The organism is Vibrio penaeicida (genome assembly GCF_019977755.1).
GTDB classification, from domain to species: Bacteria; Pseudomonadota; Gammaproteobacteria; order Enterobacterales; family Vibrionaceae; genus Vibrio; species Vibrio penaeicida.
In genome coordinates this window covers 57,111-71,602 of record NZ_AP025145.1, presented here as the reverse complement: position 1 = coordinate 71,602, position 14,492 = coordinate 57,111, and the positions used below count along the sequence as shown (strand labels likewise).

The window sequence follows — 14,492 nt, the reverse complement described above, 5'->3', positions numbered from 1 at the left end:
AACAAAAAGCCTTAATAAACTGCACGCAGCCTACACAGGAGATACCTATGTCGTTACCTACGCCGGTATTAGAAATTCGCCACGTCCGAAAAACCTTCGGGCAAACCGTCGCCCTTGAAGACGTCAGCTTTACGTTGATGCCAGGGCAAATCCATGCATTGGCAGGAGAAAACGGAGCGGGAAAATCCACCTTGATGAAAATCATTGATGGGATTTATCAACCCGATTCAGGTGACATCTTTTTGAATGGCAAAAAAACCAAAATAAGAGGGCCACTGGAGGCACAACGCAAAGGCATTGGGTTTGTTCATCAGGAAATTGCATTGTGCCCAGATGTGTCGGTAGCCGAAAACATCTTAATGGCTAAGACCAGTGCTTCAAAACAGCTGTTCATGAATTACAAAGCGCTGAAAGAAGAAGCGAAGTTAGCGATAGCGCAACTGGCAGATATTGACCCTAATGTTCTTGTCGGCGAACTCAGTATTTCTAACCAACAACTCGTCGAGATAGCGAAAGCACTCACGTTAGATTGCCAAATTTTGATTTTAGATGAGCCAACCGCTGCACTAACTGAAACCGAATCTAAGCTGCTGTTCCAAATCATGCATCAGCTTAAAAGCAAAGGCATCAGCATTATCTACATCAGCCATCGCATGGCGGAAGTCTTTGAACATTGTGACCAAGTTACCGTGTTCCGTGACGGAATCCGAGTCGTTAGCTACCCCACTAAAAACACAACACCAGAGCAAGTGGTCAATGATTTAGTCGGTAGAGAGCTGAGTAGCTTGTACCCAGAGAAGTTTCAAGGCGATATCGAAAGCAATGCAGCACTGCTTGAAGTCAAAAACTTGTCAGACAAACTGCGTTTTCAAGATATCGATTTCGCTCTACACGAAGGTGAAATATTTGGTATTTCAGGGCTTATTGGGTCCGGTCGTTCCGAATTGGTCAAAGCCATATGCGGGCTTCAAGCAAAGACCAGCGGCGAGATATTTTATCGAGGTAAGCAGCTCAATATTCAGTCCTATCAAGATGGTATTGATGCTGGCATTGTCTACCTTTCCGAAGATCGCAAAGAAAACGGAGTGTTCCTCGACTTATCTATTGCTCAAAATGTCTCCGCTCTTAGTCCAAATCAAGTGTCACGAAACGGCATGATTCAGCACCGAGTGGAAGAGGAACAAGCGGCTCGACTAACCACAGAATTGAACCTTAAATCGAGTGGTATGTCTGCCCCAGTCTCTTCGCTAAGCGGAGGCAACCAACAAAAAGTGGCGATTGCCAAAATCCTGTCCGTCCAACCCAAAGTGATCATTATGGATGAACCCACAAGGGGGATCGACGTCGGTGCCAAATCTGAAATACACAAAATGATCAGGCAGCTGGCAAACAACGGTGTCGGCATCATTGTGATTTCGTCAGAACTCCCAGAAGTCATTGGCTTGAGCGATCGCGTCATGGTGATGTGCGAATCACGGTGCAATGGGATTTTAAAAGCTGAGCAGATCACCGAAGAAAATATTATGCGGATGGCATCGGGGGTGGCTTGCGATCTGGCAAGCACAACTGCTCCGTCAAATATCGCTACTCAAACAAATACGGCAACTCATTCACACACGGCATCCCAATTACATACGCCTACGGAAGTCAGCCACTAAATACGGTGCAACGTCAGGAAGAAGCGTGGAGAAAAAGATTATGGACAATAACGTAATAACCGATAAAAACATGAACTCACCATCAGAGAGCGCTTTTAAAAGCCTATTTAACCGCACTAAAAACATGCGTGAATTTACGCTCATTCTGATCATTGTGGGGCTCTTCATTGCGATGAGTTTTGCCTCACCTTATTTTTTAACTTGGGCCAATATGAAAGCCATGCTGCTGTCCTTCTCAGTTGAGGGGATCGTCGTCGTGGGAATGACCATGTTGATCATTGTCGGTGGCATTGACTTGTCGGTAGGTGCGGTAATGTGCCTGGCAATGGTGTTTGCAGCCAAGCTTTTTATTCTGGGCGTTAACCCTTGGTTGGCTAGCCTAATTTCCATCGCAGCATCGGGTGGCATTGGATACTTGATGGGGCTGTGCGTTACGAGAATTGGACTGCATCACTTTATCGTCACACTCGCGTTCATGGGGTTAGCCCGCGGCGCCAGTATGATTATTACGCAAGGGACGCCGATTTCACTCTTCTCTCTCCCTCCTGAATTCAAGTTCGTCGGCCAAGGGACTTTCTACGGCGTCCCCTTCTCCATCATTATTTTCTTAGTTGTCGTCGTCATATCCGACTATTTGCTGAGAAATGCGACCGCATTCAGAAAGGTATTTTACACCGGCAGTAACGAGAAAGCCGCGGAATATTCCGGTATTAGAACCGACAAAGTGAAACTGTGGGTCACCGTTTTATGTTCTGCCTTGTGTGGTCTTGGCGGCATAATTTACATGTCTAAATTTGGCGCAGCTACGCCGAATTTCGGTGTTGGTTTAGAACTCAATATCATCGCTGCTGCTGTTATTGGCGGGGCAAGTTTCAACGGCGGTCAAGGGTCGGTACTCGGTGCCATCCTCGGTATTGCCCTTCTGAGTGTGGTGTCTAGCTCCTTGATTCTGCTGGATGTCTCTGTCTACTGGCAAGATTTTATCAAAGGTTTGATTCTGCTGTTTGCGGTTGCCATTGATCATCTTCTCAACAAAAAATCCAACTAATCGCTAGGAGAATCTGACCATGGCAATCACCCCTTTGAGAAAAGTAACACCAACGAAGAATGAAACAGACTGGCTGGTGCGCAAGGTACTTACTCTCCACTATTTGGAAAACAAGAGTCAGTCTGATATTTCCAAATTGCTGTCTTTATCCGCAGCCAAAGTGAATCGCATTATCCGTAACGCGCGAGAAGACGGGTTGGTGGAAATCAACTTGAATATCCAGCATGCCAATGTGGCTGAATTTGAGCGTCACTTAGTGAACTCGACTCAACTGAATGACGCCGTGCTCGCACCTTCGATAAGCAGCGATCCTACCGTCAACTTTCAATTTGTGGCTGAAACCGCCGCCGAACTGTTGCTTAGTCGGCTACGCGATGGCGATGTTATTTGTGTCAGTGGCGGTAAAGCCATATCCGCCCTGGTGGAAGTAATAAAACCTACCCGCACTTACAAAGTCACCGTGGTACCAGCTACTGGTGGTGTGCAAGGTAAATACTTTACAGACGTTAACCATCTGGCTTACTCGTTGGCCGAAAAGCTAGGCGGTAAATCCATGCAAATTCATGCACCGCTGTTTGCCGACACCCAACAAGATCGAGACGTCCTAATCGCCATGCGAAGTTGCAAAGAAGTGCTGGATATTGCTCGAAAAGCAGACATTGCTTTAGTGGGCGTTGGAGCACTAGCAACGGGTTCTGAAAGCTACTTCGACCTTCGCAACAACATGTCTCAGGAAGAGTGCGATCAAATCCGCCACAACCATTGTGAAGGGGAAATGCTGGCTCATTTGATCAACGTTAACGGAACCTCCTGCTTTGACCAGCTCAATGACAAATTGGTGGGGCTGACGCTCGATGAATTGAAAGAAGTGCCAATACGCATTGGGATTGCGGCCAGTGACAGCAAAGTGACGCCTATTGTTGCGGCATTAAACGGTAACTTCATCAACACCCTTATCTCCGACGAAGGCACCGCCAAATTAGTACTGGAAAAATTCGAAGAAACGCAAAAGCACAAAGGAACAACCTCATGAAAACCAGAACACTAGGGACGACTCAGATAAACACTTCGGTCATTGGACTTGGCACTTGGGCAATGGGTGGCTGGATGTGGGGAGGGACCGACGAAAAACAATCTATCGACGCCATTCGTGCTTCCATCGATAACGGGGTGACGCTCATTGATACCGCTCCAGCTTATGGTTTGGGTAAATCTGAATCGTTGGTTAGCCAAGCAATAAAGGGGCGTCGAGAAGACGTTGTGCTTGCAACGAAATGCGGCTTGGTTTGGCATACCCAACAAGGGAATCACTTCTTTGAAGAAGAAGGACAACAAGTCCACCGTTACTTAGGGCAAGAGTCCATCAGATTTGAGCTAGAGCAAAGCCTTCGCAGGCTGCAAACCGATTACATCGACCTCTATATCACGCATTGGCAAGACGAAACCACATCGATAGAGGAAACCATGGGCACACTCATGGCGCTAAAAAAAGAAGGGCTGATCAAAGCCATCGGCATCAGTAATGCTTCTCTAGAGCAATTAAAGGAATACCAACAATACGGTCCCGTTGATGCCATTCAAGAGCGCTACAATATGATTGACCGCTCTATAGAAAGCACGTTGCTGCCGCACACCCAAACACATGGTGTCTCTTGCCTTAGCTATTCATCGTTAGCACTTGGTTTGCTGTCTGGAAAAATCACTGCCGACACTCAATTCTCAGGGGATGATCAACGCAAACAAGACCCATGGTTCAGCGTCGAAAACCGCAAACATGTACAAGCGTTTTGCCAGCGAGTTTTACCGGTAGCCAACGATTACCAAATCTCTGTCGCTCAGTTAGTCATTGCATGGACTCTGACACAACCGGGAGTGACTTACGCATTATGTGGTGCTCGCAACCCTAAACAAGCCATCGAAAATGCCCAAGCAGGATTATTGAACCTAGCAACTTCGGATGTGGAATTCGTGACAAACGCGGTCGACGTTCACCTAAACGCCATCAACAGCGGTGAATAGGAGATCACATGACAGTCCCTCAAAGAGCCATTCAATCCATAAAAACGGGCGAACATTTTGATGCCATTGTGATCGGCGGTGGCATCAACGGTATCGCCACCTATCGCGATTTATCGCTGCAAGGGTTGAACGTTTTATTGATTGAGAAAGACGACTTTTGTAGCAAAGCCAGTGCTGCCCCGTCTCGAATGATCCATGGCGGGCTGCGCTACTTAGAAAATGCCGAGTTCGACCTTGTAAAAGAATCACTGAATGAGCGAAATCGACTGTTAAAGAGCGCACCGCATTTAGTGCATCCGCTTCAAACCCACATTCCCCTTACCTCGTGGCTAAAAGGCATAGTGCCAGCCAGCTTGAGGTTCTTGGGAATGGAACCCAAAACGTCGGAGCGCGGCGCGTTTATTGTGAAGCTCGGGTTGGGGCTTTACGACTTTTTTACTCGACACGATCAAGTCATGCCCAGCCACCAAATGTATGGGCAAAAACATACGAATAAGCGCTGGCCACACTTCGACCAAAAAGTCTGTTGCAGCGCGGCGTATTATGATGCGTGGATTAGCTCCCCAGAAAGGCTGGCAATTGAGTTACTCAAAGAAGGAGATGAAAATCAAAGCCAATCTCATGCACTGAATTACACCTTTGCTTCGGTCCAAGACAATGGAACCATTGAACTTGTTGATCAATTAACGGATCACACAACACATGTCACTACAACCCAACTCATCAATGCGACAGGCGCTTGGATAGATAACGTTAATCATCAAGCTGGGAACCCTACACAGTACTTAAGTAACACTAAAGGTTCACACATCATCGTCGACCACCCAGAGCTGCTTAGCGCGCTACAAAACGACATGGTGTATTACGAAAACAAAGAAAATCGCGTTTGCATCATGTTTCCCTATTTAGGGAGGGTGCTCATAGGCTCGACGGACATTCCCGTTACTCAGCCAGATAACATTCGGTGCACTGACGAAGAAGTCAGTTACATCATTGAATCAGTGCGAGACATTTTCCCAACGGTGGTCATTCATCCCAGCGATATTCTGTATCAATTCAGTGGTATTCGCCCCCTTGGCGCTGCAACCAAAGCCAGCGCAGGGCAAATCCCACGAAGCCACATTACCCAGCGAGATCACCTCTTTAATGGTGAAATAACATGCTATTCGATGATTGGTGGCAAATGGACGACCTTCCGCGCATTCGCAGAAGAAGTCACCGATCAAGTACTGAAAGATTTAGGGGCGAAACGCCTCGTGAACACTCAAGATCGGACCATAGGCGGTGGGCAAGGCTTCCCTGAGTCCAGCGAAGCGCGAGACCAATACATTCAGCACCTCAAAGCGCTTTACCAACAGTCTGATTCTTACACCGCACTGCTCGTCTCGCGTTATGGTACAGAGTGCGAAGCCATTTTAGATCACCTCCAATCAAGCGGCTTTAAACCTCTTCGTACTCTGCCCCACTACACCGAGGGAGAGCTGGAATACCTGATGACGCATGAGTATGTGCAAACCCCGCTCGATCTCATTCAACGCCGAACCTCCATTGCCATTGAAGGTTCCGTGCACGACGACACACTACAAGAAATCATTGAGTTAATGAGCCGCTTTTTCCATTGGGACGAAAGCACTCGCCTGCGCATACATAGCGACTCGGTGATTTCATTAAATTTTTATAACGGACTACAGCTCATGCCGGTTGGGGAACCCACCGAAATGATGCCGAAAACTGCAAGGAAAGCACACTATGTATATGAGTAAAAAAGTCAGGATGAAACGGCTAATGAAACATGGCCGTTGCTTGGATGTCGCTATCGACCACGGCGTATGCAACGAACCTTCTTTTCTAGACGGACTGGAAGACATGCCATCTGTAGTGGAGCAATTGGTCAGCGCACAACCTGACGCCATTCAGATGACCTATGGTCAAAGCGACCTGCTGCAAAATGTTGAGGGAAAAAACAAACCAGCACTGGTGATGCGTATTGATTTGGGTAACCCCTACAATGCAGAACGCCATCGAGTGATGTGGGCAATGTTGCAAAATCACCAAGACCCTGTCTTGCAAGCCGTTCAAATGGACGCAGCTTGTGTAGTGGTGAATTTATTCATGCTTCCCGACGAGCCGGAATTATTCCGCCAGTGCATCGACAATATCAGCAAAGTGAAACTGGATTGTGAAAAGTACGGTATGCCACTCATGATAGAGCCTTTGGTCATGCAGCCAAATTCCGGAAACGGCGGTTACATGGTGGATGGCGATTGCGAAAAAATTGTCACCTTAGTACGCGTGGGGCGAGAGCTCGGCGCCGATATCATCAAAGCCGACCCAACCAAAGATGCCAATGACTTTCACAAAGTAATCGAAGCCGCACGCTGCCCCGTACTAGTTCGAGGTGGGGGCAAAGAAGACATTGAAAGTGTGTTCACCAAAGCAAGGGCTCTGCTTGATCAAGGCGCTCTGGGTATGGTCTATGGCCGTAATATTTACCAACACCCAAACCCTGCAAAAGTTGTCAGTGCACTGATGGCAATGATTCACGATGATGCCTCGGTTGCCGACGCGTTAAATATTTACCAACGCGAATACTAAGGGGAATCCATGTCGGGTGTCGTCCTTGGTTTAGACTGCGGTAATACAGCCATAAAAGCGGCGCTATTTGATGCCGCTGGTCACGAAATTGTCTCTTCGGCACGAGCCATTGAAACTCAATTCCCCGAGCCCAATCATACCGAGCTGGATATGGCTCGGTTGTGGCAACTTGGCTGTGAAGTGATTGTTGAGGTTTTGGCGCACCCTGTCCTTTCTACTACTCAGATCTCGGCGATCGGAGTGAGTGGTCATGGCAACGGTGCCTATTTACTGGACAAACACCATCAGCCATTACTGGCGATTCAATCTTTGGATAGCCGCGCGAGTGAACAAGTCGCAAAGCTGCAAGCTGAAAAGCACTACAGCCGTATTCGCACGTTAAACCGACAGGGCGCTTGGTCATCACAAACCGCCACTTTACTCAATTGGCTCAAACAAAACCGAGCGTCGCTTTACGACGACATTGGAACCGTCTTTTTCTGCAAAGACTATTTAAATTTCTGCCTGACTGATCAGATAAAAACCGATTACAGCGATTTAAGTGCATCTGGGTTGTTTGATTTTACCCAACGTGAAGTCAGCCCGGAATTGCTCTCGTTCTTCGACATACTCGAAATGGCTTCAGCCATTCCAGCCCCCTGTCACAGTGAACACATTATTGGTCACGTGACGGCGCAAGCCTCTGAACTCACAGGATTACCAGAAGGTATCCCCGTTGTCGGTGGGATGCTGGACGTTGTTGCCAGCGCAATGGGTTCGGGAGTTTGGGACTCCAACGACGCGTCCATTGTTACCGGTACGTGGAGCATAAACCAAGTGGTGACCAATACCCTACCGAGCGAACAACTTTTTATGACGTGCTTGTTCCCACAACATCGATTTCTTGCCATGGAAAACAGTGCGACGTCGGCGTCTAACCTAGAGTGGTTTGTACGAGAATTTTTCACCCATGAAAAGCAACAAGCTGCCTCTATCAACCAAAGCGTTTTTGAACAATGCAATCAGTTGATTGAACAGGTTAAATTCAGTTCAGCCTTGCCTTTATTCCACCCTTACTTATACGGGTCTGGAGACAATAGTGCTGCCAGAGGCAGCTTTTTCGACCTGGCAGGATGGCATACAAAACCAGACTTACTCTACACGGTGTACGAAGGCATCGTGTTTGGGCATTTAGAACACGTACTGAAACTGAACAATGCAGGAATCCATTTCTCTCACGCGTTACTCACTGGAGGAGGAGCAAAAAGCGCTTTCTGGTGCCAATTGTTTGCAGATGTACTTAATGTGGAAATACACATTACACAATGCAGCGAATCTGGTGCGAAAGGCGTCGCGATGGCAGCGGCTTATGCGGCTGGCTTTTTCACAACATTTGAAGATTCGGTCAAATCTATGCGTAGCGAGGTGCAGGTGTTTGTACCTGATTCTACCCGCCATGCTGCGTTAACCAAAAGGTTTGCCCGTTATCGTCATGTGTCGGATTGGATCAACCACTTTCCACCTAAATAAGGAGCATAAAACGTAACAGAGCCATTACCTTTCATGCCATAGAGCAGCCCTACAAGAAAAGACAACATCAATAACCGTGGCCGTTACACCTTGAAATTACACTGGCGCTAATTTCTTCAATGAGGTTCTCACTACCGCTATCGCGTGTAGCTAACCCACTAAGAAATGGCATAGTTCAATACTGAAACGAGGTATTCGAGTAATGAAACCTTTGATTTTGAGCCGCTGGCGTGCCACATCCAAGCGGCTACTTAGCAAATACACACACCCTCTAGCGTATTTCGCCCTTTCGGTGTCTTTATGTTCAGGGGCATCGAACGCGGCACAAGGCCCGGGGCTGGGTAATGTGACGTTTTCTTCAAGTGAATTGTTCACCCAGATTTCAACGCCATCAGTCGATGACACCACCAACATTCTCCCTCCTGATTACCCAGGTAGAAAACACTTTGGTGTCAATGTCATGACCATGTTGAATGGGTATATGATTGGCGTTTTTGCCCCCGACAGCGGAGGTGGACCAGGAGGTTGGATAGCACTGGATGTCTCCAACCCAAGAAGCATTCAATTGGTGAAAAGGGTTTACGAACCCGATACGAGCAATGCGCACCGAACCGGAGACGGCTTACGAACCGCCGACTTCCGAGAACCCCATTCTTTCGGTTTAAGTGAAAACAACCTGATCGCCATTCAAACCGGTCGAGGAATCGAAATTTGGGATTGGAGTGACGTCAATAACCCGATTCAACGAAGCAAACTCGCCATCTCGGGAGTGAACTTTGGCGATTACAATAACGTCTCTTGGCAACTCTTTTGGCAAGCCCCTTACCTGTATGTTTCAAGAGGAAATGCTGGGCTAACCATCGTAAATACATCGAACGTGGATAATCCCACCGTCGTTAAAACCATTCCGACCAATCAGCTAGGTAACTTCAATGTAGGTCCAGTATTTGCGGTAGGGAATGAAATGTTCCTATCAAGCATGGAAACCACCAATGGATTCTCCATTCTCAACATAGACGATCCTGAAAATCCCACCTTAGTGAAAACACATTCACGCCTTCCAGAAAAATACTATGCATCTTGCTGGGATGGAAAGCGTGCCTATTTTGGCGCAAGAAGTGCAGGTGACAATCTTAGGATTTATGACACCACGACCGACCCAATTTCACTGCTCAGTGAATCGGAAAGTGGCTTTGTAAACCTTTACTGTAATCTTCAAGATGATCGTTTAATGCTGGGTAACCAAGACGATATCTCTGTATTGAATGTCTCCGATATCAATAACATTTCGACCATTGGGACTGGCTCGTTGGATGCGATAGGCTCGGATACTGATCACGGCCAGGTATTTGCTTTCGGTAATATGATTTGGGTTGGGAATGACCACGGGAGCGGCAGTGGCCTGATTGCCCAACAAACCAATCAAGATACTGTGCCTCCTCAAATTGTCAGATCCATGCCAGCCAGTGAATCGACTCAGGTTCCAGTCACCACTCGAATTGGTTTGGCGCTATCCGACAGCGTATTGATGGAGTCCGTTAACGCAACAACGTTTAAAATCAATAAGCTTGGTGACAATACCCCGATTCAAGGTATTTACAGTGTAAACTTGGGATTCGTTCATTTCACACCCTCCCAAAACCTCAGCACCAACCAAATCTATGTGGTGACCATCGATGGTATTCAAGACTTCGCTGAAAACGGCATGCCGTATAAGCAATACCTCTTTTCAACGGGTAATATTGCCTCTCACAACGCCACCGTTTCCATTCCGTCAACCACGCAAGTGGGGCAAAGTATCAGCGTGAGTGCATCGGCCAGCCCGATTGATGGTGGCGCTTTGGAATATTCGTGGAGTTTCGGAGATGGCACCCCCTCTACTCCGTTTTCTTCAAACTCCGCGGCAAGCCACGTATATTCATCACTGGGTCATTGGTCCCCAATTGTTACCGTGCGGGAGTCTAACTTCAGTTCCACAAAATCTGGGCTCATCACCGCTTACCACCCGACGACATCAACACCTCCTTCAACGGCGTCAACCATTGCCAAATCTGGCAGTCGTGCTTTTGTAGTGAATGAGGACAACGACACCGTCACTGCACTATCGACAAACAGCCCTTTCAATAAGCTTTGGGAAACCCCTGTAGGCGATCGCCCCAGAACCCTAGCCATTGCGCCCAATGGTGATGTATGGGCTGTCAACCAACACAGTGACTCGATTACCGTCTTATCCACTCAAGGTTCTAAGATCAGGGACATCGCCTTGCCTAGAGCCTCTCAGCCCTATGGCATAGCTTTTACCCCCGATAACAGTGCTGCACTCGTTACCCTTCAAGCCAGCGGTCAGTTACTCAAACTCAACCCCAGTACAGGGGCACAAGTTGGGTCGGTCACCATTGGTCACTCTGCACGAGGGCTCGCGATAAGTGCAGATTCCGATACGGCGTACGTCACTCGATTTATTTCGCCGCAACAACAAGCGGAAGTGGTTGAAGTTAGTATCAACAATTTATCGGTTGGTCAGGTGATATCACTGGTAAAAGACACCACGACAATTGATGGCCCCGACAGAAGCCGAGGTATACCCAACTACCTCAATGGAATCACCATTTCGCCTGATGGTCTGAGGGCGTGGGTTCCATCCAACAAAGCCAATGTGGATCGTGGTCCATTCAACGAAAGCGATGAAAACAAAACACTCACCTTTGAAACCACCATTCGTGCCATTGTTTCTCAAATCGACTTGAACACGAATCAAGAATTGCCCAATGTGCAGCTCGATATCGATAACCGCGCGCAACCTAAAGCCATCGCTTTTAGCGCCTTAGGTGATTACGCCTACATCGCCGTGGAAGGGCAAAACAGCGTTGAAATTCGCGATGCGTACAACTTAAACCGTGTCAATGAACTGGCAAACAGCGGTCAAGCCCCAATCGGATTGATTAAATCTGGGGATCATCTGTTTGTTCATGGGTTCTTATCGCGCTCTGTGGTGGTGTACAACGTCAGCAACTTCGAAAGCCAGCAAGGCGACATTACCCGTGTAGCGGAAGTGGCAACGGTTAGCAACGAAGCGCTTCACCCAAGAGTGTTGGCGGGTAAGAAAATCTTCCACAACGCTGCCGATGCTCGAATGACCCAAGATGGGTACCTTTCCTGTGCCAGTTGCCATACCGGAGGCGATTCCGATGGTCGAGTTTGGGACTTTACCGATCGCGGTGAAGGGCTGCGCAATACCATTCCATTACTTGGACGAACAGGCCTTGGAAATGGTCGAGTACACTGGACGGCGAATTTTGACGAAATCCACGATTTTGAAAATGACATTCGCTTCGCGTTTGGCGGACGAGGGTTTATCGACGACGCGTTATTCGATGACGTGAAAGATCCTCTGGGTTCACCTAAAGCTGGAAAAAGTGATGACCTAGATAACCTGTCATTTTATGTCTCCAGTCTTGCTCGTTTCCCTCAGAGCCCCCATCGAGACGCTAATGGAAATTTAACGCCTCAAGCACAAGCGGGTAAGCAGCTCTTTGTCGATAAAGGCTGCGCTGCCTGTCACTCTGGCGTCTATTTAACGGACATGCTTCGACACGATGTAGGCACCATTCAAGCGTCGTCTGGCCAAGGAATTTCACAGCCTCTAGCTGGTGTGGGTTTTGATACACCAACGCTTATCGGGTTGTGGGACTCCGCGCCTTATTTCCACAATGGGCAAGCTGCTACGTTAAATGATGTGCTGCAAATCGGTAGCCAACACTCAATATCGAACTCGGCTGAGCGCGCCCAACTTGTGGCATACCTCAACCAAATTGAATACGAAGGCCCACCTATCGTGGTCCCAGAGCCGCCACCAGCTCCGAAATACGATTACTTGAGCGACTTATCTGAAACCAGTTCAGATAACGCGTGGGGGCCGTTTGAAAAAGACCGAAGTAATGGCGAATCCGGCAGTAATGATGGCGGTCCGATACGCCTTGCTGGCACAACGTATTCAAAAGGTTTAGGGGTACACGCGTACTCAGAAATCATCTATGACTTAACACAAAAAGAGTACGACCAGTTTTCGGCATTCATCGGCGTTGATGATGAAGTCGGCAACCGTGGTTCTGTTGTATTCGAAGTCTACTTAGATGATGTACTCAGCTTCCAAAGTGGCGTATTAACGGGCAGTAGCGCAACCGATGCCGTCATCCTTCCTATTTCAGCCACACACAGTGTGCTCAAATTGGTGGTCAAAGATGGAGGTAACGGTGTTGGTCACGATCACGCCGACTGGGCAGACGCCAAGCTTCGTGAAAAAGGCAACGCGCCTTCTGAAATTGGGCTGTACTACGGCGAAGTGGCTGGCAACATCAATACGTCTACTGAAAACCCAAAAACGCGGCTTACAACGTCTTTGAGTGAAACGGAGGACTCCATTGATGGCAATACCACAGAAATCTACACAGGCTACATTTTTGATGCCGACGGAAACATATCGTTCAAAGAATACATCGACGATAAAACCCGTCTGTGGATCGATGGAACCTTAGTTTTGAGCAGCGACAATTGGAACGATGAAGTCGCCACTGGCAATCTAAATTTGTCTGCTGGATGGCATGCTTTTGAACTGCGGATCAGCAACGGTAATGGTGGCAGCGGTCCAACCTCAGGAATTGGGTTTGCGTTTGACCCAGACGGTGGAACCAACTGGAGTCACCCTGAAGATCCGGGTGACGGTAGCTTATTCCGCACTCAAGACCCTACGCCAAGCTTCCAAGCGGGTCTTTACTACGGAACCGTGAGTGGCAACATCAATACCAATGCTGCCAACCCCAAAACCAGTGTGACCTCTACCCTGAGTGAAACCGAGGATTCCATCGCAGGGAACACCACCGAGATTTACACAGGCTATATTTTTGATGCCGATGGCAACCTTTCGTTTAAGGAATACATCGATGACAAAACTCGCCTTTGGATAGATGGCACCTTGGTGTTGAGTAGCGACAATTGGAACGATGAAGTCGCCACTGGCAATCTCAACCTGTCTGCTGGGTGGCATGCTTTTGAACTTCGGATCAGCAACGGCAATGGTGGCAGCGGTCCGACTTCGGGCATCGGGTTTGCATTCGATCCTGACGGTGGCACCAATTGGCAACACCCCCAAGATCCCGGTGATGGAAGCTTATTCCGTACAGAGCAGTCAATTCCAGCTACCCCAACCTATGTATACGTAAGCGATTTAGCAGAAACGTCTTCGAGTAACGGATGGGGAAACATGGAAAAAGATCGCTCTAATGGTGAACAAGGCGATTCCGATGGCAACACCATCACCATTGCGGGTCAGTCCTATAGCAAAGGGCTTGGCGTTCATGCTAACTCCGTTATCACGTATCAGATCCCGGCTGGTACCTACAATCAATTCAGCGCCAATATTGGCGTAGATGATGAAGTCGGCAATCAAGGATCGGTTGTTTTTCAAGTAGAGGTTGATGGCGTACAGATGTTCCAAAGCGCCACACTGATGGGAAGCAGCGGTGCAGAACAGGTCAATGTATCGATACCTTCTAACGCCACCTCACTCACCCTAAAAGTGAACGGAGCCGGTGATGGAATTGGTCACGACCACGCAGATTGGGCAAATGCTCGTCTCCGGTTATCCAACTAACACCATAGCGGCA

The 14,492-nt window shown here is 48.1% G+C and carries 8 protein-coding genes; all 8 read left to right on the top strand.

Features of this window, described 5'->3' with window-relative positions; all coding sequences use genetic code 11:
* The first annotated feature begins 47 nt into the window (after window positions 1-47).
* The 8 genes from LDO37_RS18815 to LDO37_RS18780 all read left to right on the top strand — a co-directional run bounded on the left by LDO37_RS18815 (window position 48) and on the right by LDO37_RS18780 (window position 14,479).
* Window positions 48-1,658: a sugar ABC transporter ATP-binding protein gene (locus tag LDO37_RS18815; protein ID WP_126609520.1), complete on the top strand. Its 1,611-nt coding sequence runs from the start codon at window positions 48-50 to the stop codon at window positions 1,656-1,658.
* A gap of 40 nt (window positions 1,659-1,698) precedes the next feature.
* A complete protein-coding gene (locus LDO37_RS18810) occupies window positions 1,699-2,706 on the top strand; it encodes an ABC transporter permease (protein WP_126609519.1) in 1,008 nt (335 codons plus the stop codon).
* A 19-nt stretch (window positions 2,707-2,725) separates the two neighbouring features.
* Window positions 2,726-3,739: a sugar-binding transcriptional regulator gene (locus LDO37_RS18805; RefSeq protein WP_126609518.1), complete on the top strand. Its 1,014-nt coding sequence runs from the start codon at window positions 2,726-2,728 to the stop codon at window positions 3,737-3,739.
* Window positions 3,736-4,725 carry an aldo/keto reductase gene (locus tag LDO37_RS18800; RefSeq protein WP_126609517.1) on the top strand — a complete coding sequence of 330 codons (990 nt, stop codon included), beginning with the start codon at window positions 3,736-3,738 and terminating at the stop codon, window positions 4,723-4,725. The genes LDO37_RS18805 and LDO37_RS18800 overlap by 4 nt, the downstream gene beginning before the upstream one ends.
* An 8-nt stretch (window positions 4,726-4,733) precedes the next feature.
* On the top strand, window positions 4,734-6,488 hold the full coding sequence (locus LDO37_RS18795; RefSeq protein WP_126609516.1) for a glycerol-3-phosphate dehydrogenase/oxidase: 1,755 nt from the start codon (window positions 4,734-4,736) through the stop codon (window positions 6,486-6,488).
* Window positions 6,489-6,510: 22 nt separating this feature from the next.
* Entirely contained in the window at window positions 6,511-7,320 is an 810-nt protein-coding gene (locus tag LDO37_RS18790) for a class I fructose-bisphosphate aldolase (RefSeq protein ID WP_224055749.1), read from the top strand.
* Window positions 7,321-7,329: 9 nt separating this feature from the next.
* A complete protein-coding gene (locus tag LDO37_RS18785) occupies window positions 7,330-8,829 on the top strand; it encodes an FGGY-family carbohydrate kinase (protein ID WP_126609514.1) in 1,500 nt (499 codons plus the stop codon).
* A 202-nt stretch (window positions 8,830-9,031) separates the two neighbouring features.
* A complete protein-coding gene (locus tag LDO37_RS18780; protein WP_224055748.1) occupies window positions 9,032-14,479 on the top strand; it encodes an NPCBM/NEW2 domain-containing protein in 5,448 nt (1,815 codons plus the stop codon).
* The last annotated feature ends 13 nt before the right edge of the window (window positions 14,480-14,492 follow it).